General features: G+C 59.7%; 27 protein-coding genes, 4 tRNA genes and 1 pseudogene. 25 read left to right on the top strand and 7 right to left on the bottom strand.

Translation table 11 applies throughout. The annotated features are described in order from the left end of the window. Window positions 1-35 precede the first annotated feature (35 nt). The 10 genes from accD to BHC62_RS11415 all read left to right on the top strand — a co-directional run bounded on the left by accD (window position 36) and on the right by BHC62_RS11415 (window position 7,804). Window positions 36-956: an acetyl-CoA carboxylase, carboxyltransferase subunit beta gene (gene accD / locus BHC62_RS11460; protein WP_070995083.1), complete on the top strand. Its 921-nt coding sequence runs from the start codon at window positions 36-38 to the stop codon at window positions 954-956. Further along, window positions 953-2,260: a bifunctional tetrahydrofolate synthase/dihydrofolate synthase gene (gene folC / locus BHC62_RS11455; protein WP_070995082.1), complete on the top strand. Its 1,308-nt coding sequence runs from the start codon at window positions 953-955 to the stop codon at window positions 2,258-2,260. The genes accD and folC overlap by 4 nt, the downstream gene beginning before the upstream one ends. Then, the gene (locus BHC62_RS11450; protein WP_070995081.1) at window positions 2,244-2,897 is read left to right on the top strand and encodes an SPOR domain-containing protein; all 654 of its coding nucleotides are present in this window, start codon (window positions 2,244-2,246) and stop codon (window positions 2,895-2,897) included. The genes folC and BHC62_RS11450 overlap by 17 nt, the downstream gene beginning before the upstream one ends. A 251-nt stretch (window positions 2,898-3,148) precedes the next feature. Further along, on the top strand, window positions 3,149-3,706 hold the full coding sequence (locus tag BHC62_RS11445; protein WP_070995080.1) for a CvpA family protein: 558 nt from the start codon (window positions 3,149-3,151) through the stop codon (window positions 3,704-3,706). Window positions 3,707-3,747: 41 nt separating this feature from the next. Further along, a complete protein-coding gene (purF, locus tag BHC62_RS11440) occupies window positions 3,748-5,253 on the top strand; it encodes an amidophosphoribosyltransferase (RefSeq protein ID WP_029294156.1) in 1,506 nt (501 codons plus the stop codon). Between the two features lie 66 nt (window positions 5,254-5,319). Next, window positions 5,320-6,531 carry an O-succinylhomoserine sulfhydrylase gene (locus tag BHC62_RS11435; RefSeq protein WP_070995079.1) on the top strand — a complete coding sequence of 404 codons (1,212 nt, stop codon included), beginning with the start codon at window positions 5,320-5,322 and terminating at the stop codon, window positions 6,529-6,531. Continuing rightward, window positions 6,528-7,307 carry an SDR family oxidoreductase gene (locus tag BHC62_RS11430; RefSeq protein ID WP_070995078.1) on the top strand — a complete coding sequence of 260 codons (780 nt, stop codon included), beginning with the start codon at window positions 6,528-6,530 and terminating at the stop codon, window positions 7,305-7,307. The genes BHC62_RS11435 and BHC62_RS11430 overlap by 4 nt, the downstream gene beginning before the upstream one ends. A 107-nt stretch (window positions 7,308-7,414) precedes the next feature. Then, window positions 7,415-7,490, top strand: a tRNA-Val gene (locus tag BHC62_RS11425). Window positions 7,491-7,545: 55 nt separating this feature from the next. Further along, window positions 7,546-7,622, top strand: a tRNA-Asp gene (locus BHC62_RS11420). Between the two features lie 105 nt (window positions 7,623-7,727). Next, window positions 7,728-7,804: transfer RNA gene (locus tag BHC62_RS11415), tRNA-Asp, on the top strand. Window positions 7,805-8,006: 202 nt separating this feature from the next. On the opposite strand, the gene BHC62_RS11410 is transcribed toward BHC62_RS11415, so the two are convergent. After that, window positions 8,007-9,290 (bottom strand): FAD-binding oxidoreductase, encoded by a 1,284-nt coding sequence (locus BHC62_RS11410; protein WP_070995077.1) that lies wholly within the window; start codon window positions 9,288-9,290, stop codon window positions 8,007-8,009. 184 nt (window positions 9,291-9,474) lie between these two features. Here BHC62_RS11410 and BHC62_RS11405 point away from each other — a divergent pair. The 7 genes and pseudogenes from BHC62_RS11405 to BHC62_RS11370 all read left to right on the top strand — a co-directional run bounded on the left by BHC62_RS11405 (window position 9,475) and on the right by BHC62_RS11370 (window position 14,821). Then, window positions 9,475-9,551, top strand: a tRNA-Val gene (locus BHC62_RS11405). A 571-nt stretch (window positions 9,552-10,122) separates the two neighbouring features. Further along, window positions 10,123-10,522: pseudogene (locus BHC62_RS11395) on the top strand (TonB-dependent receptor domain-containing protein); the annotation flags it as partial. Between the two features lie 104 nt (window positions 10,523-10,626). Further along, window positions 10,627-11,463 (top strand): 5'-nucleotidase, lipoprotein e(P4) family, encoded by an 837-nt coding sequence (locus tag BHC62_RS11390; RefSeq protein ID WP_070995092.1) that lies wholly within the window; start codon window positions 10,627-10,629, stop codon window positions 11,461-11,463. 262 nt (window positions 11,464-11,725) lie between these two features. Beyond that, complete coding sequence (locus BHC62_RS11385) at window positions 11,726-12,451, top strand: DUF969 domain-containing protein (RefSeq protein WP_029294194.1); 726 nt, start codon at window positions 11,726-11,728, stop codon at window positions 12,449-12,451. Next, complete coding sequence (locus BHC62_RS11380; RefSeq protein ID WP_029294196.1) at window positions 12,448-13,398, top strand: DUF979 domain-containing protein; 951 nt, start codon at window positions 12,448-12,450, stop codon at window positions 13,396-13,398. The genes BHC62_RS11385 and BHC62_RS11380 overlap by 4 nt, the downstream gene beginning before the upstream one ends. A 7-nt stretch (window positions 13,399-13,405) precedes the next feature. Continuing rightward, window positions 13,406-14,044, top strand: coding sequence for a pyroglutamyl-peptidase I (gene pcp, locus BHC62_RS11375; RefSeq protein ID WP_029294197.1), 639 nt, complete (start codon window positions 13,406-13,408; stop codon window positions 14,042-14,044). Between the two features lie 96 nt (window positions 14,045-14,140). Next, window positions 14,141-14,821: an HAD-IA family hydrolase gene (locus BHC62_RS11370; RefSeq protein WP_070995075.1), complete on the top strand. Its 681-nt coding sequence runs from the start codon at window positions 14,141-14,143 to the stop codon at window positions 14,819-14,821. Here the strand turns inward: BHC62_RS11370 and BHC62_RS11365 are convergent. The 3 genes from BHC62_RS11365 to csrA form a co-directional block, all read right to left on the bottom strand. After that, on the bottom strand, window positions 14,808-15,059 hold the full coding sequence (locus tag BHC62_RS11365) for a hypothetical protein (RefSeq protein WP_029294201.1): 252 nt from the start codon (window positions 15,057-15,059) through the stop codon (window positions 14,808-14,810). The two genes, BHC62_RS11370 and BHC62_RS11365, sit on opposite strands and share 14 nt — an antisense overlap. Window positions 15,060-15,149: 90 nt before the next feature. Further along, window positions 15,150-15,416 carry a hypothetical protein gene (locus BHC62_RS11360; RefSeq protein WP_029294203.1) on the bottom strand — a complete coding sequence of 89 codons (267 nt, stop codon included), beginning with the start codon at window positions 15,414-15,416 and terminating at the stop codon, window positions 15,150-15,152. Window positions 15,417-15,629: 213 nt separating this feature from the next. Further along, on the bottom strand, window positions 15,630-15,824 hold the full coding sequence (gene csrA / locus BHC62_RS11355) for a carbon storage regulator CsrA (protein ID WP_007920550.1): 195 nt from the start codon (window positions 15,822-15,824) through the stop codon (window positions 15,630-15,632). Between the two features lie 247 nt (window positions 15,825-16,071). On the opposite strand from csrA, the gene BHC62_RS11350 reads away from it, so the two are divergent. Then, window positions 16,072-16,446: an SPOR domain-containing protein gene (locus BHC62_RS11350; protein ID WP_071610028.1), complete on the top strand. Its 375-nt coding sequence runs from the start codon at window positions 16,072-16,074 to the stop codon at window positions 16,444-16,446. A gap of 37 nt (window positions 16,447-16,483) precedes the next feature. On the opposite strand, the gene BHC62_RS11345 is transcribed toward BHC62_RS11350, so the two are convergent. From BHC62_RS11345 to BHC62_RS11335, 3 genes are all read right to left on the bottom strand, one after another. Continuing rightward, window positions 16,484-17,173, bottom strand: coding sequence for an endonuclease (locus tag BHC62_RS11345; RefSeq protein WP_070995073.1), 690 nt, complete (start codon window positions 17,171-17,173; stop codon window positions 16,484-16,486). Between the two features lie 4 nt (window positions 17,174-17,177). Continuing rightward, window positions 17,178-17,429 carry a DUF1654 domain-containing protein gene (locus tag BHC62_RS11340; RefSeq protein ID WP_029294216.1) on the bottom strand — a complete coding sequence of 84 codons (252 nt, stop codon included), beginning with the start codon at window positions 17,427-17,429 and terminating at the stop codon, window positions 17,178-17,180. Window positions 17,430-17,667: 238 nt separating this feature from the next. Then, entirely contained in the window at window positions 17,668-18,756 is a 1,089-nt protein-coding gene (locus tag BHC62_RS11335; protein ID WP_029294218.1) for an asparaginase, read from the bottom strand. 516 nt (window positions 18,757-19,272) lie between these two features. Between BHC62_RS11335 and BHC62_RS11330 the strand changes: the two genes are divergently transcribed. Genes BHC62_RS11330 through BHC62_RS11300 form a run of 7 tightly spaced genes read left to right on the top strand, consistent with a single transcriptional unit; the run spans window position 19,273 to window position 26,239 of the window. Continuing rightward, window positions 19,273-20,232 (top strand): sugar ABC transporter substrate-binding protein, encoded by a 960-nt coding sequence (locus BHC62_RS11330; RefSeq protein ID WP_070995072.1) that lies wholly within the window; start codon window positions 19,273-19,275, stop codon window positions 20,230-20,232. Between the two features lie 58 nt (window positions 20,233-20,290). Beyond that, the gene (locus tag BHC62_RS11325) at window positions 20,291-21,844 is read left to right on the top strand and encodes a sugar ABC transporter ATP-binding protein (RefSeq protein WP_029294223.1); all 1,554 of its coding nucleotides are present in this window, start codon (window positions 20,291-20,293) and stop codon (window positions 21,842-21,844) included. Beyond that, window positions 21,841-22,818: an ABC transporter permease gene (locus BHC62_RS11320; RefSeq protein WP_070995071.1), complete on the top strand. Its 978-nt coding sequence runs from the start codon at window positions 21,841-21,843 to the stop codon at window positions 22,816-22,818. The genes BHC62_RS11325 and BHC62_RS11320 overlap by 4 nt, the downstream gene beginning before the upstream one ends. 3 nt (window positions 22,819-22,821) lie before the next feature. Further along, the gene (locus BHC62_RS11315) at window positions 22,822-23,844 is read left to right on the top strand and encodes a LacI family DNA-binding transcriptional regulator (RefSeq protein ID WP_070995070.1); all 1,023 of its coding nucleotides are present in this window, start codon (window positions 22,822-22,824) and stop codon (window positions 23,842-23,844) included. A gap of 22 nt (window positions 23,845-23,866) precedes the next feature. Beyond that, on the top strand, window positions 23,867-24,784 hold the full coding sequence (rbsK, locus tag BHC62_RS11310; RefSeq protein ID WP_070995069.1) for a ribokinase: 918 nt from the start codon (window positions 23,867-23,869) through the stop codon (window positions 24,782-24,784). Further along, window positions 24,781-25,182 carry a D-ribose pyranase gene (gene rbsD, locus BHC62_RS11305; RefSeq protein ID WP_070995068.1) on the top strand — a complete coding sequence of 134 codons (402 nt, stop codon included), beginning with the start codon at window positions 24,781-24,783 and terminating at the stop codon, window positions 25,180-25,182. The genes rbsK and rbsD overlap by 4 nt, the downstream gene beginning before the upstream one ends. A gap of 28 nt (window positions 25,183-25,210) precedes the next feature. After that, window positions 25,211-26,239, top strand: coding sequence for a nucleoside hydrolase (locus tag BHC62_RS11300; protein ID WP_029294232.1), 1,029 nt, complete (start codon window positions 25,211-25,213; stop codon window positions 26,237-26,239). Window positions 26,240-26,251: the final 12 nt, after the last annotated feature.

Raw genomic sequence — 26,251 nt, 5'->3', positions numbered from 1 at the left:
CTGTGTTCAAGCCACCGGTACTGGAGAAAGAAAGCATGAGCAACTGGTTAGTAGACAAACTGATCCCCTCGATCATGCGTTCCGAGGTGAAGAAAAGCTCGGTCCCTGAAGGTCTGTGGCACAAGTGCCCATCCTGCGACGCGGTGTTGTACCGCCCAGAGCTGGAAAAGACCCTGGACGTTTGCCCCAAGTGCAACCACCACATGCGTATCGGCGCCCGCGCCCGTATCGACATCTTCCTCGACGCCGATGGCCGTGCCGAGCTGGGCGCTGACCTGGAGCCGGTGGACCGTCTCAAGTTCCGCGACGGCAAGAAGTACAAGGACCGCCTGACCGCTGCGCAGAAGCAGACCGGTGAAAAAGACGCGCTGATCTCGATCAGCGGCAAGCTGCTGGGCATGCCGGTGGTGGTGTCGGCGTTTGAATTCTCCTTCATGGGTGGTTCGATGGGCGCCATTGTCGGTGAGCGCTTTGTACGTGCCGCCAACTACGCCCTGGAAAACCGTTGCCCAATGATCTGCTTCGCCGCCTCGGGTGGTGCGCGGATGCAGGAAGCGTTGATCTCGCTGATGCAAATGGCCAAGACCTCTGCGGTACTGGCGCGTCTGCGCGAGGAAGGCATCCCGTTCATCTCCGTGCTGACCGACCCGGTCTATGGCGGCGTTTCCGCCAGCCTGGCGATGCTCGGCGACGTAATCGTTGGCGAGCCCAAGGCACTGATCGGCTTTGCCGGCCCACGTGTGATCGAGCAGACCGTGCGCGAAAAGCTGCCGGAAGGCTTCCAGCGCAGCGAGTTCCTGCTGGAGCACGGGGCGATTGACATGATCATCGCCCGTTCCGAACTGCGTCCACGCTTGGGTAACCTGCTGGCGCAGATGATGGGCTTGCCGACACCAGAATACGTCGCGCCTAAAGTCGAACCTATCGTCGTTCCGCCGGTGCCTGCAAACCTATGACCCAACGAACCCTGGGCGAGTGGCTCGCCTACCTTGAGCAGTTGCATCCGTCAGCCATCGACATGGGCCTGGAGCGCTCGCAACAGGTAGCGGCCCGCCTCGGGTTGGGTCGGCCCGCGCCGCGAGTGATTACGGTCACGGGCACCAACGGCAAGGGCTCTACCTGCGCCTTTGTCGCTGCATTGCTGCAGGCCCAGGGCTTGAAGGTGGGTGTCTACAGCTCGCCGCACTTGCTGCGTTACAACGAGCGCGTGCAACTCAACGGTGTTGAAGCCACCGACGAGCAATTGTGCGAAGCCTTTGCGGCGCTGGATGCCGGGCGCGGCGATACCTCCCTGACCTATTTCGAGATGGGCACCCTGGCTGCGTTCTGGTTGTTCGAGCGCGAACAGCTGGATGCCGTGGTGCTGGAAGTGGGCCTGGGTGGTCGCCTGGATACTGTCAATGTGGTGGACGCCGACCTGGCGTTGATCACAAGCATTGGCGTGGACCATACCGATTACCTGGGTGATACCCGCGAATCGGTGGCCTATGAAAAGGCCGGGATCCTGCGCCCAGGCAAGCCGGCACTGTGTGGTGACCTGGATCCGCCGCATACCTTGCTGGACAAGGTGCGCGAGCTGGATTGCCCCTTCTTCCTGCGGGGCCGGGATTTTTCCCTGGACGTGGCAGACGATCATTGGTCGTGGCGTGGTGTCGATGCGCGGGGTCTGGGCGTCGAGTTGCACGGCCTGCCACTGCTGAACCTGCCCATGGAAAACGCCGCACTCGCCCTGCAAGCCTACCTGTTGCTGGATCTGCCATGGAATGCCGGGCAGATTGCCGATACCTTGCAACGTACACGGGTGGTCGGGCGCCTGGATCGCCGCGCGTTCGAGTGGCAAGGCAAGCGCCTTGACCTGTTGCTGGACGTTGGTCATAACCCGCATGCTGCGCAGTACTTGGCGCGCCGTTTGGCCAGCCATGTGCCGACGGGTCGACGCCTGGCGGTGTTCGGCTTGCTGTCGGACAAAGACCTGGAAGGTGTGGTCGCACCCTTGCTGAGCAGTGTGCAGGCGTGGGCGGTAGCGCCGCTGGACACACCTCGCAGCCGTTCGGCCGATGATGTACAGGTGTTGCTGCAGAACCTTGGTGCGACGGTGACGTCCCATGCAAGCGTGACCGCTGCATTGGAGGCTCAATGCGCGGTAGCAACGGCCGAGGACGAGATTCTGTTGTTCGGATCATTTTATTGTGTTGCCGAGGCGCTTGAGTGGTTGGCCCGGCGCTCCACGGAGGAAGCTGCACATGGCATTACTGGATAGCGCATACAAGCAGCGAATGGTCGGAGCCCTGGTGCTGGTGGCATTGGCGGTGATATTCCTGCCGATGCTGTTTTCCCGTCAGGACGAGCAGCGCCAGGTCACGGTTGACGCGCCGGCTGCGCCCCAGGCCCCGGTAATGCCGCAGGTTCAGGTCGAGCCGGTGGTGGTGCCTGAGCCGCAGGCGCTGCCCAAGGAAGAGCCAGTGCCGACGGATGCAGAAATTGCCCAGCAGCAGGCACCCACGGCGCCAATTCAACCCAGCGTTCCCGTGGTCAAGCCAGCGCCAGTCGTGGCCGCCAAGCCTGCGGCGCCTGCTCCAGCGCCAAAACCTGTCGCGCCGCAGCCTGCTGCGCCAGGCAAGCCGGATGTCGGTCAAAGCCGTATTGATCCCAATGGCCTGCCGATCAGTTGGTCGGTGCAGCTTGCCAGTCTGTCCAACCGCGAAAGTGCCGAAGCCTTGCAGAAAACCCTGCGCAGCCAGGGCTATAACGCTTATATCCGTACTGCCGATGGCAAGAACCGGGTGTTTGTCGGGCCGCTGATTGAGCGTGCCGAGGCTGACCGCCTGCGTGACTTGCTGGGGCGTCAGCAGAATCTGAAGGGTTTTGTGGTGCGCTTCCAGCCAGAACGCGGCTGATTCTGGCTCCAAATGTGTGTGCAGGCTTGTGTGGGGGCGGGCTTGCCCGCGATGACGGTGCATCAGTCGATATTAAAGTTGACTGACACGCCGCTATCGCGGGCAAGCCCGCTCCCACATTGGTTTATGCCCGTCTGAGATGGCCGCAGCTTGCCACAACCCATTGATTTGCAATGGACCGCCAATCACCGCTTACCGATAGCCCAGCGCTCTGCTAAAATGCGCCGCCTTATCCGTCTGTAGGCTGCACTGTGCCATTTACCTGGGTTGATTGGGCGATCGTAGCCATCATCGCCATCTCCGCATTGATCAGTCTAAGCCGCGGCTTCGTCAAAGAAGCATTATCGCTGCTGACCTGGATCGTTGCAGGAGTCGTCGCCTGGATGTTCGGCGGATCCCTGGCCGTTTACTTGGCCGGCTACATCGAAACACCTTCGGCTCGTGTCATCGCGGGCTGCGCCATCATGTTCATCGCCACGCTGCTGGTGGGAGCAATGGTCAATTATCTTATCGGCGAATTGATACGTGTCACCGGCCTCTCCGGGACCGATCGATTTCTCGGCATGGCCTTCGGTGCCGCGCGTGGCGCGTTGCTGGTGGTCGTTGCGGTCGGGCTGTTGAGCCTGGGCCCGGTACAGCAGGATGCTTGGTGGCAGGAGTCGAGTCTCGTGCCAAAATTTCTATTGGTTGCAGACTGGTCCAAGAACCTCATATTGGGGTGGAGTAGTCAGTGGCTGGCCAGCGGTATCAGCGTACCCGCTGATATTCCGTTCAAGGAGCACCTCTTGCCGGGCAACGCGCCGCAGTAAGTAGTGTTCAGTCAAGATTCATTAAGTAGGGGTTGCGTCGCATGTGTGGCATCGTCGGTATCGTCGGTAAGTCGAACGTCAATCAGGCGCTGTATGACGCGCTAACCGTCCTCCAGCACCGCGGCCAGGACGCTGCCGGTATTGTGACCAGCCACGACGGCCGGTTATTCCTGCGCAAGGACAATGGCCTGGTACGTGACGTGTTCCATCAGCGTCACATGCAGCGCCTGGTCGGGCATATGGGTATTGGCCATGTGCGTTATCCGACTGCCGGTAGCTCGACTTCGGCCGAAGCTCAACCGTTTTACGTCAACTCGCCCTACGGCATTACCTTGGCGCACAACGGTAACCTGACCAATGTTGAACAGTTGGCCAAGGAGATTTACGAATCTGACCTGCGCCACGTCAACACCAGTTCCGATTCGGAAGTGCTGCTCAACGTGTTTGCCCACGAACTGGCCCAGCGCGGCAAGTTGCAGCCAACCGAAGAAGACGTGTTCGCCGCTGTGACCGACGTGCATAACCGTTGCGTGGGTGGCTACGCGGTCGTGGCAATGATCACCGGCTACGGGATCGTTGGTTTCCGCGACCCGCATGGCATCCGTCCTATCGTGTTCGGCCAGCGTCACACCGACGAAGGCGTCGAGTACATGATTGCCTCCGAAAGCGTATCCCTGGATGTACTGGGCTTCACCCTGGTGCGCGACCTGGCCCCGGGCGAAGCGGTGTACATCACTGAAGATGGCAAGCTGCACACCCGCCAGTGCGCGATCAACCCCAAGCTCACACCGTGCATTTTCGAGCACGTGTACCTGGCGCGCCCGGATTCGATCATCGATGGCGTCTCGGTGTACAAGGCGCGCCTGCGCATGGGCGAGAAGCTCGCCGAGAAGATCCTGCGCGAGCGTCCAGAGCACGACATCGACGTGGTGATCCCGATCCCGGACACCAGCCGCACCGCTGCGCTGGAATTGGCCACCCGCCTGGGCGTCAAGTTCCGCGAAGGTTTCGTCAAGAACCGCTACATCGGCCGCACCTTCATCATGCCGGGCCAGGCGGCTCGCAAGAAGTCGGTACGCCAGAAGCTCAACGCCATCGAGCTGGAGTTCCGCGGCAAGAACGTGATGTTGGTGGATGACTCCATCGTGCGTGGCACCACCTGCAAGCAGATCATCCAGATGGCCCGTGAAGCCGGGGCGAAGAACGTGTACTTCTGTTCCGCTGCGCCTGCCGTGCGTTACCCGAACGTGTACGGTATCGACATGCCGAGCGCCCACGAACTGATTGCGCACAATCGTTCGACCCAGGATGTGGCTGATCTGATTGGCGCTGATTGGCTGATCTATCAGGATCTTCCTGACTTGATCGAGGCGGTTGGCGGCGGCAAGATCAAGATCGAGCAGTTTGATTGTGCGGTCTTCGATGGCAAGTACGTGACCGGTGATGTCGATGAGGCTTACCTGAACAAGATCGAGCAGGCGCGCAACGACTCCTCGAAGATCAAGACCCAGGCGGTCAGCGCGATCATCGATCTGTACAACAACTGATTGACTACCGGCCCTGAGGGGCCGGTTTTGTATCTTAAATAAAGAATTGAGTGAAGGAGTGGCAGCATGAGTCAGGAATGGGATGCCGGTCGGTTGGACAGCGACCTCGATGGCGTGGCTTTCGATACCCTGGCTGTGCGCGCCGGCCAGCACCGCACGCCGGAAGGTGAGCACGGTGACCCGATGTTCTTCACCTCCAGCTACGTGTTCCGCACCGCGGCGGACGCGGCGGCTCGCTTTGCTGGCGAAGTGCCGGGTAACGTCTACTCCCGTTATACCAACCCGACCGTTCGTGCCTTCGAAGAGCGTATCGCGGCCCTGGAAGGTGCAGAGCAGGCCGTCGCTACGGCAACGGGCATGGCGGCCATCCTCGCGGTGGTCATGAGCCTGTGCAGCGCCGGGGACCATGTATTGGTCTCGCGTAGCGTGTTTGGTTCGACCATCAGCCTGTTCGAGAAGTACTTCAAGCGTTTCGGCATTGAAGTCGACTACGTGCCGCTGGCAGACCTTTCAGGTTGGGATGGGGCAATCAAGGCCAATACCAAATTGCTGTTCGTCGAGTCACCGTCAAATCCGCTGGCAGAGCTCGTAGACATCACCGCCCTCGCCGAAGTAGCGCACGCCAAAGGTGCAATGCTGGTAGTGGATAACTGCTTCTGCACGCCCGCCCTGCAGCAACCGCTGAAGCTGGGCGCAGATATCGTGGTGCATTCGGCTACCAAGTTCATCGATGGCCAGGGCCGTTGCATGGGCGGTGTAGTGGCCGGTCGTGGCGAGCAGATGAAAGAAGTAGTGGGTTTCTTGCGCACCGCAGGCCCGACCCTGAGCCCGTTCAACGCCTGGATTTTCCTCAAGGGCCTGGAAACCCTCAGCCTGCGGATGAAAGCCCATTGCGCCAACGCCCAGGCCCTGGCCGAGTGGCTGGAACAGCAGGACGGCATCGAAAAAGTCCACTACGCCGGCTTGAAGAGCCACCCGCAACATGAGTTGGCCCAGCGTCAGCAGCGCGGGTTTGGGGCGGTGGTCAGTTTTGAGGTCAAGGGTGGTAAAGAGGGCGCATGGCGCTTTATCGACGCCACGCGCCTGATTTCCATCACCGCCAACCTGGGTGACAGCAAAACCACCATTACCCATCCAAGCACCACCTCCCATGGGCGCCTGGCCCCGCAGGAGCGTGAAGCGGCCGGTATCCGCGACAGCCTGATCCGGGTTGCCGTGGGGCTGGAAGACGTGGCTGACTTGCAGGCCGATCTGGCCCGCGGGCTGGCTGCCTTGTGATCGAGTGGTCCCAGGAGGCGGCTGGCGCCAGTAATGGCCGGGTCGCGTTGGTAACGGGCGCTGCACGGGGTATCGGCCTGGGGATCGCTGCCTGGCTGATCAGCGAAGGCTGGCAAGTGGTGTTGGCCGATCTTGATCGCGAGCGGGGCGCTAAAGTGTCCAAGGTGCTGGGCGATAACGCCTGGTTTATCACCATGGACGTGGCCGATGAGCAGCAGGTGGCCCTTGGGGTTGCTGAAGTGCTGGGCCAGTTCGGGCGCCTGGATGCCCTAGTGTGCAATGCCGCAGTGGCCGACCCGCGCAATATCACGTTGGATAGCCTGGACCTGGCTTACTGGAATCGGGTGCTGGCGGTGAACCTCAGTGGGCCGATGTTGCTGGCCAAGCACTGTGCACCGTATCTGCGTGCCCACGGCGGTTCTATCGTCAATCTGGCTTCTACCCGGGCCAGGCAGTCGGAGCCGGACACCGAGGCCTATGCGGCGAGCAAGGGTGGCCTGTTGGCCCTGACCCATGCGCTGGCCATCAGCCTGGGGCCGGAGGTTCGGGTCAATGCTGTCAGCCCTGGCTGGATCGATGCCCGTGATCCCGCCGCGCGCCGCGCAGAGCCGTTGAGTGACGCCGATCATGCGCAGCATCCTGCGGGCCGGGTTGGGACGGTTGAGGATGTGGCCGCCATGGTGGCGTGGCTGCTGTCGCGCAGCGCTGGGTTTGTGACGGGGCAAGAGTTCGTGGTGGATGGCGGCATGAGCAAGAAGATGATTTACAGCGAGTAGGGCGGGTAGCTGTCTTGACGTGATTTTGTCTTTTTCAGAAAAACTTCAAGCAGGCTATTGACTTAGGTCCGCTATCTGCGTAAATTTCGCGGCCTCAACGAAGCAAAGGGTGATTAGCTCAGCTGGGAGAGCATCTGCCTTACAAGCAGAGGGTCGGCGGTTCGATCCCGTCATCACCCACCACTTCTTGAGAGTTTTGCCTTCGGGCAAGACGCAACGTTAAAAGTTGCACCGACGCGCAGCGGTAGTTCAGTCGGTTAGAATACCGGCCTGTCACGCCGGGGGTCGCGGGTTCGAGTCCCGTCCGCTGCGCCATATTTTCCAGGTCCGATATGTCGGGTTTGAGATTGAACAGTCAAGGCTGCTCAGTCAGATGTTTGAAGGCAGTTGAAGGTGACACTTCAGCAGTCTGAGCGATACGCAGCGGTAGTTCAGTCGGTTAGAATACCGGCCTGTCACGCCGGGGGTCGCGGGTTCGAGTCCCGTCCGCTGCGCCATATCTGTTCCGGGGTCCACTGAACACCCCGAGAGCGCCAAAGCAAGCTTCATGCTTGATTGGATCGATAGCAAAGACCCTGGTCGAAAGACCGGGGTTTTTTGTGTCTGCGATTTGATGATGCTACCTGTAGGGGAGGGCTTGCCCGCGATAGCGTCGTCAAGATCGCCATCGCCGGCAAGCCGGTTCCTGCAGGGTGTCGATCAGAAGCCCAGCTTGTCCCGCAGCCCGTAATACCACGCGCCCATTGCCGCAAATGGTGTGCGCAGCAGTTGGCCGCCCGGGAACGGGTAGTGCGGCAGGTCGGCAAACGCGTCAAAACGCTCCGCTTGGCCTCTGAGGGCTTCGGCCAGTACCTTGCCCGCCAGGTGCGTATACGTCACGCCATGCCCGCTACAGCCCTGGGAGTAGTAGATGTTATCGCCGATGCGGCCAACCTGGGGCAGGCGAGACAAGGTCAGCAGGAAGTTGCCGGTCCAGGCGTAGTCGATTTTTACATCCTTCAATTGCGGGAAGGCCTTGAGCATCTTCGGTCGGATGATTGCTTCGATATTTGCCGGATCCCGCGCGCCATACACCACGCCACCGCCGAAGATCAGGCGCTTGTCGCTGGTCAGTCGATAGTAGTCGAGCAAGTAGTTGCAGTCTTCGACGCAGAAGTCCTGGGGTAGCAGGGATTTAGCCAGTTCATCCCCCAGAGGTGCGGTGGTGATCACTTGTGTGCCGCATGGCATCGACTTGGCTGCCAGTTCGGGCACGAGGTTGCCCAGGTACGCGTTGCCGGCGACGATGATGAATTTAGCCTTTACCTTGCCTTGCGCCGTGTGGACCACAGGGTTGGCGCCACGCTCGATACGCACGGCGGCGGACTGTTCGTAGATAGTGCCGCCCAGGGACTCCACTGCCGCCGCTTCACCCAATGCCAGGTTCAGCGGATGGATATGCCCGCCACTCATGTCCAGCAGGCCGCCCACGTAGTTCTCGCAGGCCACTACCTCGCGGATGCGCCGCTCGTCGAGCAACTCCAACTGCGTATGGCCGTAGCGCTCCCACAAACGCTTCTGCGATTCCAGGTGGCCCATGTGCTTGCTATTGAGTGCAGCGAAGACCCCGCCGTCCTTCAAGTCGCACTGAATCTGGTATTTGGCTACCCGCTCACGAATGATCCTGCCGCCCTCAAATGCCATTTGTCCCAATAGCTGTGCCTGTTGGGGGCCGACGCTGCGTTCGATCACATCGATATCACGGCTGTAGCTGTTGACGATCTGGCCACCGTTGCGCCCAGATGCACCGAAACCTACCTTGGCGGCTTCCAGTACCGTCACGCGAAAGCCGTTCTCCAGCAGGAACAGCGCGCTCGACAACCCGGTATAGCCGGCGCCGATCACGCACACATCGGTTTCGACTTCACCTTGCAGCGCTGGCCGGGGAGGAACCGCATTGGCGGACGCTGCGTAATACGACTGGGGGTAGGGGGTGTTCGCCATACTGGAACCTCTGTTTTATATTTTTTACGAGTGCGCCGATCCTACCTCAGTTGAAAATACCCTGCCAGCCACCCGGAAAAAGCCGCGCGGCTAATGAAAAATAAAAAATTCGCATATTCATAGGCTTAGCTTCAAAAAAGGTGTTGACACCCCTCGGGAATTCCGTAGAATGCCGCCTCACAGCAGGCACGTAGCTCAGTTGGTTAGAGCACCACCTTGACATGGTGGGGGTCGTTGGTTCGAGTCCAATCGCGCCTACCAAACAAAATCCGCTCTGCTGGGCGGTCTAGAAGGGCTCACCGAAAGGTGGGCCCTTTTTTGTTGCTCTCTTGCCGGCCTCTGCGTTGGCGACCGCGAAGTTCATACCAAACACTGCGAAAGCGCTCATGGCTTACCTCCCAGCGTGCGCCTGCCTCGCCGGCTGGCGTGATTCGTTTAAGTGGGTGATATGCTTTGCTGCTTATCAAACAAGGAGGTGGCAATGGCCGGTAAAAAGCTTGAAGCGTTCCGCGAGTGGTTCACCCCGCGTAAGCGGTTATGGGCTGGGGTCACTTTTCTTGCCACTGCGGCATTCGGGCCGCTTCTCTATCCAGGCCTAAATGGTTATTGGGGGTGCTTGATTGGTCCCGGCGCCATATTTCTCGGCAGTACATGGAATCCCCACGCTCACGATAAGCAACAGTGAAGTGTTCGGCAGCGGGGTCACGCTTCGCACGCCGCTGGGGAATCAAGGCAATACAGAACTGTTGTGGGGCGCTACTTCAACCCCGACCTGACAACGCGCAGCCTCGGTGGCTTTGCGCAGTTGCAACATAAGCTCAATGAGCGCTGAGGCGCCGGCGGCAGCTTTACCTGGATGAAGGGCCGGGAGCAGCCTGAAGGTCGTGACTGGCTACCGCATCCCACCGCTCAAACTGACCGCCTACCTTGAGTTCAAGCCGAGTGAAGCCTGGAGCAACCGCGTGCAGGCCACCTATTTCGATGGCGCTGATTATCGCCTGATTGGCGTTGCCAGCTTTGGACGACGCAAGGTCGACAGCTACACCACCGTCGATATGATCAGCCAATACCAACTCGGTGAAAATGATCAGGTCAGCATGGGCATTCAGAACCTGTTCAATCGCAGTACTGCCTGCTCTACAGTCAACAATACCAGCCACATGCCGGCGCCAGGCACGGTGTTGACCGCAAGTTACACACCGCTGGTAAATGCGGGAGTTGCGCCTGATTGATCCACGATCGCGACACTCATATTGAGCCGACCTGCAGGGTGTTATAGAACAACACCCTTGCAGTGCCTTCTGAGGCTGTCTGGACCTTAATTATGGGTTTGAAAATGAAAGTAGAGAAAAACAACAAGATCTTCGCCGCTCCCATTCTCTTCTCGTTATTGATGCTTCAGTGTGCGCCGGTATGGTCAGGGCAAGTCACAAGTGTTGTTTCCAATGATCTGACTTCAGCCGTCGCCTGGAGGCAGACGGCTGCCGAGTTCGAGGCGCTTTACTATCAAGGTTTCAATATTGCCAAGATGCGCCTGGACAGTGCCCTGCAAGCGCACAAAGCCGGCGATCGGCCGTTGGCGATTATCAGCGACATCGACGACACCGTCTTGAGCAGCAACAGCTACTGGGGCTACATGATCAATTCGGGCAAAGAGTTCTTCGATGATGCCGCCTGGGATAAATGGGTGGCTGAAAACGGCCCGGTGGCCACGCCCGGCGCAGTAGAGTTTTTGAATTATGCGCAATCAAAAGGGGTAGAGGTTTTCTACGTCACGAGCCGTGACCAGGGTGACAAAACCTATGAATACGCCTTGGCAAACCTGCGCAATAGCAAGCTTCCCTTTGCGGATGAAAAGCATCTTACGGTTTACCGCGACACATCCAATAAAGAGCCCAGGCAACTGGAAATTGCCAAGGATTATGAAGTGGTCGTGATGTTGGGCGACAACCTCAATGACTTCAAGCGCAAGTACTACGTGTCCGATGTGCAGCAGCGCATGGCGCTGATGACCGAAGACAAGCAAGAGTTCGGTCGCAAGTTTGTTCTCTTCCCCAACCCGACCGATGGGCACTGGCTTAAAGCTATTTTTGGTGATTCCGAGCCGCCAGCCACACCGCAAAACAGCGCCAAATTCAAGGCCGCAGCTGCGTCCAGAGCTTGGCAGCCCTGATCACGCAGGTTCACCCGGCAGGGCATGCCACGATTTGAACCACGCAAATCGTGGCATGCCTGTAATTGCCTGCCATCCCCTCACAAACTTTATTGGTTTGCAGCAACAATTTTTCTTGTTGGACACCCTCCGCTCCAAGCAGCAAAGATGCCCGCCAATGACCCTCGACCTACCCGGTCAATAATAAAAATCCGCGTCGGGCTCCCCGCCATTGCTTATCAGCGAGGCAGGCGTCGCAGCACGCAATCAAGGACTCAACGCCATGCAAACTGTTGTGAACCTTTGGCCGCTGATTGGCGTGCTCGTCATCGTGGTCGGCTTCGTGTTGCGCTTCAATCCGTTGCTGGTGGTGACGGCGGCAGCGATTGCCACCGGATTTGCCGCGCACTTCCCCTTGGAAAAAATCCTCGCCACCATGGGCGATGGCTTCCTGCAGACCCGCGCCTTGCAGCTGATCCTGTTGCTGCCCCTGGCCGTCATCGGCTTGCTGGAGCGCCATGGCCTGCGCCTGCACGCGCAGAACTGGATTGCGCGCTTCGAGCGCGCCACCGTCGGGCGTCTGTTGATCATTTATCTGTTTGTTCGCGAATCCACAGCGGCCATGGGCCTCACCAGTCTTGGCGGGCATCCGCAAATGGTGCGCCCTTTGCTGGCGCCCATGGCGGAAGGCGCGGCCGAGAAACGCTTTGGCAAGCTGCCGGACAAGGTGCGCCACAAGGTCCTGGCGATGTGCGCCGCCACGGACAACGTGGGGCTGTTTTTTGGTGAAGACATCTTCGTGGCCTTTGGTGCGATTGCCTTGATGCACACCTTCCTGCTGGGTTCTGGCATTGATGTCGAACCGCTGCATATTGCGGTCTGGGGCATCCCCACGGCGATTTGTGCGTTCATTGTGCACGCGATACGTTTGCACCGCTTTGACCGAAGATTGACCCGCGAACTGACAGCCACCGCGCCCGCCAGCGTTCAGCCGGAGGCCGCGCAATGATCATTTCCATCCAATATCTGTATTGGCTCGCCGGGGTTTTGTTGCTGATTACCGCGGGCATGATCCTGGCTGACCGCACCCACCCCAAACGCTGGTCAAGTGCTTTGTTCTGGCTGCTGTTCGCCATTCCGTTCCTGGTGGGCGAGTACTTGCCGTCGGTGGTCGTGGGCGTTGGCGTGGTGCTGATGGCGTTGATCGCCGGGCTCGGCGGGGTGGGGCGTGGTGCCCATGTCGAACTGCATGACAAAGCCTCCCGTGCCAGTGCCGGCCGGCTGGGTCATAAACTGTTTATTCCGGCCCTGGCCATTCCGTTGACCACCGTAATCGGCTCTGTGCTGCTCAAGAACGTCGAGATTGGCGGCGTGCCACTGCTGGACCCGAAAAACACCACGTTCGTATCCCTCGGCCTCGGTTGCCTGATCGCCCTGGGCCTGGCCTGCTGGCTGACCCGCGACACGCCGGTGCAGGCCTTGCGGGAGTCGCGACGCCTGACCGAAGCCCTGGGCTGGGCCATGGTCTTGCCGCAGATGCTGGCGATGCTCGGCTTGCTGTTTAACGAGGCTGGCGTAGGGACGGCCGTGGCTCACGTCACCACCACCTATATCAACCTGGATTACAAGCTGGTGGCGGTGATGGTCTATGTGTTGGGCATGGCACTGTTCACGGTGATCATGGGCAACGGTTTTGCCGCCTTCCCGGTGATGACCGGCGGTGTTGGTGTGCCGGTACTGGTGGGGATTTATGGTGGCAACCCGGCGGTAATGGCGGCCATTGGCATGTTTTCCGGGTACTGCGGTACGTTGATGACGCCGATGGCGGCGAACTTCAATATTGTGCCCGCGGCGCTGCTGGAATTGCCTGACAAAAACGCGGTGATCAAGGCGCAGATGCCCACGGCGTTGATGATGTTGCTGGTCAACATCGTCCTTCTTTATGTGTTGATGTGAGGTGGTGATGGGGACTGTGCTACTGACGGGGTTTGAGCCGTTCGATCAAGACCTGATCAACCCGTCCTGGGAAGCTGTGCGTCAACTGGACGGGGTGCAATTGCAGGAAGGCGTCACCATCATCGCCCGCCAATTGCCCTGTGCCTTTGCCACTGCGGTTATCTGTTTGAACCAGTTGCTGGCCGAGCATCAACCGCAACTGGTAATTGCCACCGGCCTGGGGCCAGGGCGCAGTGATATTTCTATCGAGCGAGTGGCGATCAACCTCAACGATGCGCGGATCCCGGACAACCTGGGGGCTCAGCCTGTCGATACGGCGGTGATCCCTGAAGGGCCTGCGGCCTATTTCAGTACCTTGCCGGTCAAGGCCATGGTCAAGGCGGTGCGCGACGCTGGCATCGCCGCTTCGGTCTCGCACACGGCGGGCACCTTTGTGTGTAACCAAGTGTTCTACAGCTTGCAGCATGCCTTGGCGGGGTCTGGCGTGCGCAGTGGGTTTATCCATGTTCCTTTTCTGCCAGGGCAGGGGGCCGGGCCTCAGCCCTCAATGGCACTGGGGGCTACAGTCGAAGGGCTTAGGGTCGCGGTTCTGGCCGCGTGGAATACGCCGCAAGATATCCCGGAGAGCGGCGGTCAAGTTTGCTGACGGCCTGGGGTCATCCTTCGTTTACAAGGCCTGGGCCGATCCGTAGATTGCATCAGGGCCCGATAATGGGTAGCGAGCATAAGAGGGAGCCCAGCAGTGTCCGTCAAAGAATCGGCTGTATTTGATCGTCCGTACCGTGCATTTCTGTTTGATATGGACGGTACCCTACTCAACTCCATGGCTGCCGCAGAGCGGGTCTGGGCTGCCTGGGCGCGACGCCACGGGCTGGATGTCGAGGCGTTTCTGGGGACCATTCACGGTGTTCGGGCCATTGATACGATCAACCGCCAGGCGTTGCCGGGGGTGGACGCGCAGGCTGAGGCGCGAGGGATTACCGAGGCAGAGATCGAGGATGTGGAGGGCGTGCTGGCAATCCCAGGCGCTGTGGCATTTTTGCAGAGTTTGCCTGCCCACCGCTGGGCCGTGGTCACGTCTGCGCCCAAGGCCCTTGCCCTGCGCCGTATGCACGCGGCAGGCCTGGTACCGCCGGCTGTCATGATCACGGCTGAGGATGTGGCCAGCGGCAAGCCGGATCCGGCCTGTTACCTGTTGGGCGCCCAGCGTCTGGGGGTGCCGATAGGTGAGTGCCTGGTGTTCGAGGATGCCCCGGTGGGGATCGGCGCCGGTGAGGCGGCGGGTGCGGACGTCCTAGTGGTGACCTCGGTGCATGGGGAGCCAATGGTGACGGATCATCCGACGATTGCGAGTTATGACCGCGTACATGTCCAGTGCGACGCCGCCGGTTCACTGCGCTTGCGGCCTTCTACACCGGCTTGAATGCCTCGCCACGCTTGGTCAGCAGGATGTTTTCAGCGCTAGCCCACTGGTAGCCCAATGGATCTTTGATGCTCCCGTGGGTAATGGTGCCCGTAATCAGGTGCAGCAGATGAAGTTGACGCAGGCCCGCGAGGACGTCATCGGGCTTGCCGTGCAATTGCGCGGAAGACTTTGGATGATCTGCCGAGAGTTGTGCGATCAAGAACAATAGGTTCTTGGCGTTATGTTCTATGTCCATATCGATAACGTTTTTTATGGGATGTATGGGTATGGGTGCTACCGAAGTGGATAGTTCCTCCTGATTTAAGCATGGGATCCAATCGCTGTTTCAAGAGGGGGTTTTCTGGCGGGCCTGGCGAAACGCTCGACGACTGAGTTTTCGCTGGATCGCAGCCTGGATGGGCTTGAGGCAGAAGCAGAACAGATAGCCACCGAGAAACAACGCCAGGTCAGGCCATGAATTGGCATCCTGGACGGTGGTAGTGCCTTCCATATAAAACCTGAGACCATACCCGATCGCTACGAAAGCCAGGGCAATCACCAGGGCGATTATCCAGGATTTACGGGTATAGGGCTCTTTGCGGGATCGCCTCATTAACGCGCTCCGAGGGCACTGTAAGGTTTTGTAACGTTCCTGGAGGGGTTTGTCTGTTAAACGGCCCGCAAGTTCCGCGGGTGAGCCGGGGGAGGGGATGGCAAGTGGCTGGGCCTGGCGCGAATGCTGCGCTGATCACGGAATACCGTAGACAGGCCAAGAGGCTTTCGCCAGCCGTTACAGGGGACGAGCGGGCTGGCTACTGGGAGGGCTTCAAGGTGTTTCGCGTTTGTCCGGTGCAGTCAGGCCTGCCTGGATGCGCTGGTAAATCTCTTCGCGATGCACGGCAACATCTTTGGGAGCATTGATGCCGATTCTTACTTGCTGGCCGCTAACGCCCAGAATGGTGATCGTAATGTCATCACCGATATTTATGCTTTCACCGACTTTGCGGGTGAGTATCAGCATGGACTTCTCCTTGATTGCTTTGAAGGACGCATGTTCTAACAGGGCGGATGTCGGTTGCGTGTAGCTTACTGTGAAGCGCTTCCCTGTGGCTGCCTCTTTTAGGACGCATGGAGGCGGCATTAATTCCCATGGCGCCATCATACAGGTCTGGGAAACATCCTTCGCAATGTTTAAGCCAACGTTTATGACGGCCAGAATAGGCAGCGAATGATAAAGTTGCCTCTTTGATCATTAAAGGGGCAGGGCAGTGCGTAAAGTAGCGATGGCAATGGTGGTATTGGCGTTGGCCGGATGCGGTGAAGGGCCCAATCTCGACACCCCCCGAGACAAAGCTGAAGCCGCCAAAGCCCAGGCGCCTGCGGTTGCCGCTGTGCAGTGGGATATCCTGGTGCGCTCGCCCGACAACAAACTGCAGGCGCTGACCGACCTGACCGCCTGGTTGCTGGAAAACGGCTTTACTTTCTATCTGGCCAAGGAAGACGGCAAGGACCTGGTGCTGTTGGGACCATTCGCCAGCAAGGCCGAGGCCGAGGCTCGCCAGGTCCAGTTGCAGGAAAGGCTGGTGAAAAAGAAGAAGACCGACGCCGAGTCGCTGGTGATCGAGCACAAGGCCCGCCAGTAACAAGGGGGTTGGCGGGATCCGCGGATCCCGCTCGCGTTTATCCGCAGGCCTTGAGGTTCACCGGGCCGACGAACTCGTTGCCGCGCCCCATCACGCATGCCACGGTTTGATTGCGCTGGCGCTCCCAAGGCTGCACGGGATAGGTCCGGTTCCAGGCTTCATACAACTGGCGGTCCTGTTTCGACAGGCGCAGACCGTATTGTTTACTCATGTAAAAGTAAGTCCGGGCAATCATGCCGCGGATAGATGGCCTGGGCATGACCTTCTTGGCCTTGAAGTCCACTTGAGTCAGGCATGAACCGTATTGCCCGCTCTGCACTGGCAACCAGCCAAAGCTGAAGTTGTTTCGATCGCCATTGACCTCGCCGATGCTCGGTACCAGGTTGTGCAGGTCGGCTTCCGCGCGCTTGAAGACAGTATCGGTACGCGTGCAGTTTTTGCGTCCGCCGTCTTGCCAGCACTGGCGTTGATGCCCGATCTGCCATGCGGGGACAATATGCTCCCACTCGATGCGCGCGGCCCGGTTCGCGTTTTTACGTGGGATGTAGCCGCAGGCTTTCAGGTCTACCCGGTTACCCGTGTATTTGCAGCCGCAATAAAACTCCGTGGATTGCGGAGCGTAGAGTTTCCAGGCGATTTTCTTGGCTTCACTGAAGGTGCGTGGGGCTTGGGCGTGGGCGGCGGTGGCAAAAAAAATACATAACAGGGCGATAAAACGGACACTCATTGACTCAATCTTCCTTCGGCACGACCCAGAAAATCTGCACCCCACCATCATCGCGATAGGCGAGGGTGACGTTGTCGTTTTCTGCGATTTCCTCCAGTAGTCGTGCCCATTCGTCCTCTGGTTCCTCGGGCAGGCGAAAAATCAACGCGGCTTTGTTTTTTTGGGCGTTGGTGGAGTTGATGATTTTTTGCACGCGGATCGCCAGGCGTTGGTAGGCGTCGGGAGGTGTTGGTGTTGCAGCGGAGGGCTTGGCCACGGAGGAGTCCTTAGTTAGCTGTACGAACATACAGTATTTAACTGTGAGAAAATTCGCAACTGCTTAAAATCCAAGAAGTCTGTGTGGCGGCAAATTTATGAAAGGCAGGAATGTTTTTTATAGGGGCCGGCTGAGCGGCGATAGGGGTATGTCAGTCAATGATGCAACATCAGGTAGACCGCTATCGCTGGTAAGCCTGCGCCTACAGCGATAGCGGCGTATCGGTTACCGAGTGGACTCAGTATTCCCAGAAGATGCGCTGCAGTTCCTTGCTGTCCTGGGTCTTGGTCAGGGCGACCATAGCCAGGATGCGGGCTTTCTGCGGGTTCAGGTCATGGGCCACGACCCAGTCGTACTTGTCGTCAGGCTGTTCGGCGTTGCGCAGAACGAAACCGCCGGCATTGACGTGGGAAGAGCGAATGATCTGTACGCCTTCCTTACGCAGTTCCTGCAGGGCAGGCACTACCTTGGCCGGTACCGAGCCATTGCCGGTGCCGGCATGGATGATGGCTTTGGCGCCAGCCTGGGCCAGGGCTTTGTAGGCGGTGTCGCTGACGTTGCCATAGCCGTAGGCAATTTCAACATCCGGCAGGCTCTTGATGTTCTTGATATCGAACTCCGAGCCCATGGTGTGACGCTTGGCTGGCTGGCGGAACCAGTAGGACTTGCCCTCTACAACCATGCCCAGTGGGCCCCAGGCGCTTTTGAAGGCCTCAGTCTTGATGTTGATCATCTTGCTCACGTCGCGACCCGACTGGATCTCGTCGTTCATGGTCACCAGTACGCCTTTACCGCGTGCGTCCTTGCTGCCGGCTACGGCCACGGCGTTGTACAGGTTCAGCATGCCGTCGGCGGACATGGCAGTGCCCGGGCGCATGGAGCCCACGACGACGATTGGCTTGTCGGTCTTTTCCACCAGGTTGAGGAAGTAGGCGGTTTCTTCGAGGGTGTCGGTGCCGTGGGTGATCACGATGCCGTCCACGTCCTTGCTGTCGGCAAGTTCGGCGACACGACGACCCAGTTGCAGCAGGTTTTCGTTGGTGATGCTCTCGGAAGCAATCTGCATCACTTGCTCGCCACGCACGTTGGCGATCTGGCTGAGCTCGGGAATGCCGGCGATCAATTGTTCGATACCGACCTTGGCCGCCTGGTAGGTGGCGCTGTTGGCCGCGCTGGCGCCAGCGCCGGCGATGGTGCCGCCAGTGGCCAGTACCACCACGTTGGACAGCTTGGTCTTGGATTCAACTTCCTTGGCCTGGGCGGCAACCGGGAAGAGCAGCAGCAGGGCTAAGGCGCCCGGAACAAAGTTCTTGAGTGCAGATTTCATTATTTTTCTCTCTAGTTTTGATGAGTGCATGTGCAGGTTCATCCAGAACACCCCGGGCTGCGCTGAGCACCACAAGGTGCTGATTAAGAGCAGGATTTGTACCAGCGAGATTTTGTTTGAGGATTGTTTTTAACCTGCTGATTTAAAACAAATTTTTAACGTTGTGTGATTTTTTGGCTTTAGCTCGTGTCCGAATTTCCGAACGCTGGCGGCTTCGGCGTTCGGTTGTCCGAAAATCATTCCGGAAAAATCAGCAAGACGCTTCTGAAATGCGGCCGCAGGTCTGTCGTTTTAGAGAACGATCGCCTAGCCCGGATGTTTAGGCACGCGGGGGTTGGGCTGTAGGGCAGGAAGTAGAGCGTGCACGGAAAAAGCCCGTTTCTTTCGTTGACAAAATTCAGCCTTATTCGCATAGTTTGTTTAGCGCAAACGTTTGCGAGATGTTTCACGAGCACTCCGTGAGTGAGGTGAAGCTGCAGGCGTTGCTCAAAATAATCATAAGATCGGAGTGAACCCATGAAGCTGCCATTCGCTGGACGTTTGCTTGCTGCCGCTGTCCTGGCTGCCGCATCCGCTGCCCTGCCTATTTCCTCTGCATTCGCTGATGACAGCGCCGCCAAACCCAAGGTCGGCCTGGTGATGAAGTCCCTGGCCAATGAGTTTTTCGTCACGATGCAAGACGGTGCCAAGGACTATCAGAAAGCCCATGCCGCCGATTTCGACATGATCACCAACGGGATCAAGAACGAAACCGACACCTCGGCCCAGATTGATATCGTCAACCAGATGATCCTCGCGAAAGTCAACGCAATCGTCATCGCGCCCGCCGACTCCAAGGCCCTGGTCAACGTACTGAAGAAAGCCTCCGATGCCGGGATCAAGGTGGTCAACATCGATAACCGCCTCGACCCTGAAGTGCTGAAAAGCAAAAACCTCGAGGTTCCCTTCGTAGGCCCGGATAACCGCAAGGGTTCGCGCCTGGTCGGCGAGTACCTGGCCAAGCAACTGGAGAGCGGTGACAAGGTCGGGATTATCGAAGGTGTGCCGACCACCACCAACGCCCAGCAACGCACCGCCGGCTTCAAGGATGCGATGGATGGGGCGGGTATGAAGATTGTCTCCGTGCAGTCCGGTAACTGGGAGATCGACCAGGGCAACAAGGTCGCGGCTGCCATGTTGAGCGAACACCCAGACCTCAAGGCGCTGCTGGCCGGTAATGACAATATGGCCCTGGGTGCCGTTTCTGCGGTACGTGCGGCAGGCAAGGCCGGCAAGGTCCAGGTGGTTGGCTACGACAATATCGCCGCGATCAAACCGATGCTCAAGGACGGCCGCATCCTGGCCACCGCCGACCAGGCGGCTGCGCAGCAAGCAGTGTTTGGTATCCAGAACGCGCTGAAGCTGGTCAAGGGTGAAAAAGTCGAGTCCGTGGATGGCGTGATCGAAACGCCGGTAGAACTCGTCCTCAAGCAATAATCCCTGGCTGCGCACTACAGCGCCCGTTCACGTCGAGCGGGCGCCTGGAGATTTTCCTATGTCATCTTCCGCACCGACCACTGTCCTCTCGGTCAGCGGTATCGGTAAGACCTATGCCCAGCCTGTCTTGTCTGACATCACCCTGACGCTCAATCGCGGCGAGGTGTTGGCACTGACCGGTGAGAATGGCGCGGGCAAAAGCACCCTGTCGAAGATCATCGGTGGCCTGGTTACACCCACCACCGGGCAGATGCAGTTCAACGGCCAGGACTATGCCCCGGCCAGCCGCACCCAGGCGGAAAAGCAGGGGATCCGCATGGTGATGCAGGAGCTCAACCTGCTGCCGACCCTGACCGTAGCCGAAAACCTGTTCCTCGATAACCTGCCCAGTCGTGGTGGCTGGATCAGCCGCAAGCAACTGCGCAAGGCCGCGATCGAGGCCATGGCACACGTGGGGCTGGATGCCATCGACCCGGACACCCTGGTCGGCAGCCTGGGCATCGGTCATCAGCAGATGGTCGAGATCGCCCGCAACCTGATCGGCGACTGCCATGTGCTGATCCTCGACGAACCGACGGCAATGCTTACCGCCCGTGAAGTCGAGATGCTGTTTGAGCAAATCAGCCGCCTGCAGGCACGGGGCGTGGCAATTATCTACATTTCCCATCGCCTGGAAGAGCTGGCCCGCGTGGCCCAGCGCATTGCGGTGCTGCGTGACGGCCAACTGGTGTGTGTCGAGCCAATGGCCAACTACAACAGCGAGCAACTGGTCACGCTGATGGTCGGTCGCGAGTTGGGCGAGCACATCGACCTCGGCCCGCGCACCATTGGCGCGCCTGCCTTGACGGTCACGGGCCTGACCCGTTCGGACAAGGTCCGGGATGTGTCCTTTGAGGTGCGCGCCGGTGAGATCTACGGCATCTCCGGACTGATCGGTGCCGGTCGCACGGAGTTGCTGCGCCTGATCTTTGGTGCCGACCTGGCCGACAGTGGCACGGTGGCCCTCGGCTCGCCGGCCCGGGTGGTGAGCATTCGCTCGCCGGTGGATGCGGTAGGGCACGGCATTGCGCTGATCACCGAGGATCGCAAGGGCGAGGGCCTGTTGCTCAGCCAGTCCATCAGCGCCAACACGGCCCTGGGCAATATGGCCAAGGTGTCCAGCGCCGGCCTGGTCAATGGGCGTGATGAAGCGGCGCTGGCCAAGCGGCAGATCGACGCCATGCGCATCCGCAGCTCCAGCCCCGCGCAATTGGTGTCCGAGCTGTCGGGCGGCAATCAGCAAAAGGTGGTGATCGGCCGCTGGCTTGAGCGCGATTGCGCGGTGATGCTGTTCGACGAGCCGACCCGTGGCATCGACGTCGGCGCCAAATTTGATATCTATGCGCTGCTTGGCGACTTGACCCGCCAGGGCAAGGCGCTGGTGGTGGTGTCCAGCGACTTGCGCGAGCTGATGCTGATCTGCGACCGCATCGGCGTGCTGTCTGCCGGACGCTTGATCGAAACCTTCGCGCGTGACAGCTGGACCCAGGACGAATTGCTTGCCGCCGCGTTTGCCGGCTATCAGAAACGTGATGCGTTGCTCAACGAAGCAGCGCCCAGGACAACCCCATGAAAACAGCAACTCCAACCGCAAAAGCCGGCGGCAATTTCTACGGCCTGGGCACTTACCTGGGCCTGGCAGGTGCCTTGATGGCGATGATTGCGCTGTTCTCGGCCCTGAGCAGCCACTTTTGGTCCTATGACACCTTCAGCACCATCGCCAACCAGATTCCCGACCTGATGGTGCTGGCGGTCGGCATGACGTTCATCCTGATCATCGGCGGCATCGACCTGTCGGTGGGTTCAGTGCTGGCCCTGGCAGCATCTGCGGTCAGCGTGGCGATCCTCGGCTGGGGCTGGAGCGTAGTCCCGGCGGCGTTGCTCGGCATGGGCTGTGCGGCCCTGGCCGGGACCATCACCGGTTCCATCACCGTGGCCTGGCGTATTCCGTCGTTCATCGTGTCCCTCGGCGTGCTGGAAATGGCCCGTGGCGCGGCCTACCAGATGACAGGCTCGCGCACCGCCTATATCGGCGACTCCTTCGCCTGGCTGTCCAACCCGGTGGCATTTGGTATCTCGCCATCATTCATCATTGCCTTGCTGGTGATTATCGTTGCCCAGGCGGTGCTGACGCGCACAGTGTTCGGTCGCTACCTGATTGGTATCGGCACCAATGAAGAAGCTGTGCGTCTGGCGGGGATCAATCCAAAACCCTACAAGATCCTGGTGTTCAGCCTGATGGGGCTGTTGGCCGGTGTGGCGGCACTGTTCCAGATTTCCCGCCTGGAAGCGGCCGACCCGAATGCCGGCTCCGGCCTGGAGCTGCAGGTGATTGCCGCAGTGGTGATCGGTGGCACCAGCCTGATGGGCGGGCGTGGTTCGGTGATCAGCACGTTCTTCGGGGTGTTGATCATTTCTGTATTGGCAGCCGGCCTGGCGCAGATCGGCGCGACCGAGCCGACCAAGCGCATCATTACCGGCGCCGTTATCGTGATTGCCGTGGTGCTGGACACCTACCGCAGCCAACGCGCAAGCCGGCGGGGTTGAGACATGGCAACCATCAAGGATGTGGCGGCGCTTGCAGGCATTTCCTACACCACGGTTTCCCATGTGGTGAACAGGACGCGCCCGGTCAGCGAGCCCGTGCGGCTCAAGGTCGAAGCAGCGATCAAGCAGCTGGACTATGTACCCAGCGCAGTCGCCCGTTCGCTGAAGGCCAAGACCACCGCGACCATCGGCCTGTTGGTGCCCAACAGCCTGAACCCGTATTTCGCGGAGCTGGCCAGGGGCATCGAGGATTACTGCGAGCGCAATGGCTACTGCGTGATCCTGTGCAATTCCGATGATAACGCCGATAAACAGCGCAACTATTTGCGGGTGTTGCTGGAGAAGCGTGTCGATGGCCTGATCGTTACCTCGGTTGGTGGCGATGACAGTGGCCTGGCGACTGGCCTCAAGGCGGTGCGCACGCCCATGGTCATTGTCGACCGGGGCCTGGAGGGCGTTGATGTGGATCTGGTGCGCATCGATCATGAGCAGGGCGCGTACCTGGCGACCCGGCATTTGCTGGAGCTGGGGCACCGGGATATCGCCTGTATCGGCGGACCGGCGCACACGCGTGTCGCGCAGATGCGCCTGGCCGGCTACCAGCGGGCGTTGCAGGAGGCCGGTGTGGCGGTTCCTGCCAGCCGCGTACTGGAAAGTGATTTCACCAGTACCGGTGGCTATGCGGCGGCGGTGCAGTTGCTGGCGGATAATCCGCCCAGCGCGATATTCGCCGGCAACGATATGATCGGCTTCGGTGTGCTGCGTGCGGCCGCCGAACGCAACCTGCGGGTGCCCGCCGAGCTGTCGGTGATTGGTTTTGATGACATTCAAATGAGCCGCTATGTCTACCCCGCGTTGACTACTGTGGGCCAGTCGATCCTGCAATTGGGGGAGATGGCGGCGGAGTTGTTATTGCGACGGATTGCGACACCGCAATTGCCGGCTGATCAACGCATTGTCACGCCGAGCATTGTCTTGCGTGAGTCAACGGCGCCGTTGGCTGGCGTGTTTGCCTCAAACCGCTGAACGAATTGATGAGTATTGATGTATGCCAGCAAAAGTAGTGGTAGTAGGCAGCCTGAACATGGACCTGGTGACCCGCGCCAGCCGGCTGCCTCGCGGCGGCGAAACCCTGGTCGGCCAGTCGTTTGCCACCGTGCCGGGCGGTAAGGGAGCCAATCAGGCGGTCGCTGCGGCGCGTCTGGGGGCTGCCGTTGCGATGATCGGCTGCGTGGGCAGCGATGCCTATGGCGCCCAGTTGCGTGACGCGTTGTTGGTGGAGGGAATCGACTGCCAGGCCGTCAACGAGGTAGAGGGCTCCAGCGGTGTTGCGCTGATTGTGGTGGATGACAGCAGTCAGAATGCGATCGTGATTGTGGCTGGCAGCAACGGCCAACTGACACCCGTGTCGCTGCTGGCGTTCGACGCTGTGCTGCAGGCGGCCGAGGTGATTGTCTGCCAGCTCGAAGTGCCCATGGACACTGTGGGGTATGCCCTCAAGCGCGCTCGCGCACTGGGCAAGACGGTGATCCTCAACCCCGCGCCCGCCAGCGGGCCGTTGCCGGCAGACTGGTACGCGGCGATCGACTACCTGATCCCCAACGAAAGCGAAGCATCGGCCTTGAGCGGTGTGCCGGTGGATTCGCTGGACGCGGCCAAGGTCGCGGCTACGCATCTGCTAAATGCCGGTGCGGGCAAGGTGATTGTGACCCTGGGCTCGCAAGGCGCGCTGTTCGCCGATGGCCAGGGTTTCGAGCATCTGCCGGCGCCCAAGGTCCAGGCGGTGGATACCACTGCGGCGGGCGATACCTTTGTCGGCGGCTTTGCCGCAGCACTGGCCAACGGGCAGGGCGAGGCCGAGGCCATACGTTTTGGCCAGGTCGCGGCGGCTCTGTCGGTCACCCGTGCCGGGGCGCAACCCTCCATTCCCACATTGCATGATGTTCAAGGCTTTGTTCGCCCATGAAAAAGACTCCATTGCTCAACATTGCCCTGTCGCGGTTGATTGCCTCCCTCGGCCATGGCGACATCCTGGTGATCGGCGATGCCGGCCTGCCGGTGCCTCCGGGGGTGGAGTTGATTGATCTGGCGCTGACCCAGGGCATTCCTGATTTCATCAGCACCCTGCGCATTGTACTCACGGAGATGCAGGTTGAAAGCCACGTGTTGGCTGAGGAAATCCTGCACAAGCAGCCGCCGGCGCTGGCTGATCTCAACGCGCTGGACCCGCAAGACCTGGGTGAGCGCCGCCTGCTCAGTCATGAAGCGTTCAAGCAGCTCAGCCACAAGGCGCGCGCGGTGGTGCGTACTGGCGAGTGCCAGCCCTACTGTAATATCGCGCTGGTGTCTGGCGTGACTTTCTAGCATTTCCCACAATGACAAGGAGTGCGTCATGCAACATAGAATCCCAACCCTGCGACACCTGTTTCGGAGTGTGCTGCTTTTGTCCGTGCTAACTGCTGCAAGCGCCCAGGCGGCGGAAAAAATCGACCTGATCATTGATACCGATCCGGGCGCCGACGATGTAGTGGCATTGCTGTTTGCGATGGCCTCGCCACAGGAGCTGAACATTCGTGCATTGACCACGGTGGCCGGCAATGTGCGCCTGGACAAGACCTCGCGCAATGCGCGACTCGCCCGTGAGTGGGCAGGGCGCGAGGAGATCCCTGTGTATGCCGGCGCGCCGCAGCCGCTGCTGCGCACGCCGATCTATGCCGAGAATATTCACGGCAAGGAAGGCATTTCTGGTGTGACCGTGCACGAGCCGAAAAAAGGCCTGGCCGACGGCAATGCGGTCGACTACTTGATCAGCACCCTGAGCACCGCCAAGCCCCATAGCATCACCATCGCCATGCTCGGCCCGCAGACTAACCTGGCTCTGGCGCTGACCCAGGCGCCGGAAATCACCCAGGGCATCAAGGAAGTGGTGGTCATGGGCGGCGCGCACTTCAATGGCGGCAACATTACCCCGGTGGCCGAATTCAATCTGTTTGCCGATCCGCTGGCGGCTGAAATTGTCCTTAAAAGTGGCGTCAAACTGACCTATCTGCCGCTGGACGTGACCCACAAGATACTGACCAGCGAGGCGCGCCTGAAGAAGATCGCCGACCTGAACAACAACGCCAGCAAGGTGGTAGGCGATATTCTCAATGAATACGTCAAGGGCGATATGGAGCACTACGGTATGACGGGCGGCCCGGTGCACGACGCGACCGTGATCGGCTACCTGCTCAAGCCCGAACTGTTCACCGGGCGCCAGGCCAATATGGTGATCGATAGCCGCGAAGGCCCGACGTTCGGCCAGACCATCGTCGACTGGTACGACGGCCTCAAGCACGACAAAAATGTGTTCTGGGTTGAAAACGGTGATGCCCAGGGCTTTTTCGACCTGCTCACCGAACGCCTGGCGCGCCTTGAGTAAGGCACCTGCCGG

It is taken from the genome of Pseudomonas sp. 06C 126 (assembly GCF_001855215.1).
Classification (GTDB): Bacteria; Pseudomonadota; Gammaproteobacteria; order Pseudomonadales; family Pseudomonadaceae; genus Aquipseudomonas; species Aquipseudomonas proteolytica.
This window is presented reverse-complemented; position numbering and strand designations above follow the sequence as displayed.

Excerpts from the sequence above, each read along its gene's own strand:
- accD (WP_070995083.1), top strand. The coding sequence starts at position 36 with ATGAGCAACTGGTTAGTAGACAAACTGATCCCCTCGATCATGCGTTCC.
- folC (WP_070995082.1), top strand. The coding sequence starts at position 953 with ATGACCCAACGAACCCTGGGCGAGTGGCTCGCCTACCTTGAGCAGTTG.
- BHC62_RS11450 (WP_070995081.1), top strand. The coding sequence starts at position 2,244 with ATGGCATTACTGGATAGCGCATACAAGCAGCGAATGGTCGGAGCCCTG.
- purF (WP_029294156.1), top strand. The coding sequence starts at position 3,748 with ATGTGTGGCATCGTCGGTATCGTCGGTAAGTCGAACGTCAATCAGGCG.
- BHC62_RS11435 (WP_070995079.1), top strand. The coding sequence starts at position 5,320 with ATGAGTCAGGAATGGGATGCCGGTCGGTTGGACAGCGACCTCGATGGC.
- BHC62_RS11410 (WP_070995077.1), bottom strand. The coding sequence starts at position 9,290 with ATGGCGAACACCCCCTACCCCCAGTCGTATTACGCAGCGTCCGCCAAT.
- BHC62_RS11390 (WP_070995092.1), top strand. The coding sequence starts at position 10,627 with ATGAAAGTAGAGAAAAACAACAAGATCTTCGCCGCTCCCATTCTCTTC.
- BHC62_RS11385 (WP_029294194.1), top strand. The coding sequence starts at position 11,726 with ATGCAAACTGTTGTGAACCTTTGGCCGCTGATTGGCGTGCTCGTCATC.
- BHC62_RS11380 (WP_029294196.1), top strand. The coding sequence starts at position 12,448 with ATGATCATTTCCATCCAATATCTGTATTGGCTCGCCGGGGTTTTGTTG.
- pcp (WP_029294197.1), top strand. The coding sequence starts at position 13,406 with ATGGGGACTGTGCTACTGACGGGGTTTGAGCCGTTCGATCAAGACCTG.
- BHC62_RS11365 (WP_029294201.1), bottom strand. The coding sequence starts at position 15,059 with ATGGACATAGAACATAACGCCAAGAACCTATTGTTCTTGATCGCACAA.
- BHC62_RS11360 (WP_029294203.1), bottom strand. The coding sequence starts at position 15,416 with ATGAGGCGATCCCGCAAAGAGCCCTATACCCGTAAATCCTGGATAATC.
- csrA (WP_007920550.1), bottom strand. The coding sequence starts at position 15,824 with ATGCTGATACTCACCCGCAAAGTCGGTGAAAGCATAAATATCGGTGAT.
- BHC62_RS11345 (WP_070995073.1), bottom strand. The coding sequence starts at position 17,173 with ATGAGTGTCCGTTTTATCGCCCTGTTATGTATTTTTTTTGCCACCGCC.
- BHC62_RS11335 (WP_029294218.1), bottom strand. The coding sequence starts at position 18,756 with ATGAAATCTGCACTCAAGAACTTTGTTCCGGGCGCCTTAGCCCTGCTG.
- BHC62_RS11330 (WP_070995072.1), top strand. The coding sequence starts at position 19,273 with ATGAAGCTGCCATTCGCTGGACGTTTGCTTGCTGCCGCTGTCCTGGCT.
- BHC62_RS11325 (WP_029294223.1), top strand. The coding sequence starts at position 20,291 with ATGTCATCTTCCGCACCGACCACTGTCCTCTCGGTCAGCGGTATCGGT.
- BHC62_RS11320 (WP_070995071.1), top strand. The coding sequence starts at position 21,841 with ATGAAAACAGCAACTCCAACCGCAAAAGCCGGCGGCAATTTCTACGGC.
- BHC62_RS11315 (WP_070995070.1), top strand. The coding sequence starts at position 22,822 with ATGGCAACCATCAAGGATGTGGCGGCGCTTGCAGGCATTTCCTACACC.
- rbsK (WP_070995069.1), top strand. The coding sequence starts at position 23,867 with ATGCCAGCAAAAGTAGTGGTAGTAGGCAGCCTGAACATGGACCTGGTG.
- rbsD (WP_070995068.1), top strand. The coding sequence starts at position 24,781 with ATGAAAAAGACTCCATTGCTCAACATTGCCCTGTCGCGGTTGATTGCC.
- BHC62_RS11300 (WP_029294232.1), top strand. The coding sequence starts at position 25,211 with ATGCAACATAGAATCCCAACCCTGCGACACCTGTTTCGGAGTGTGCTG.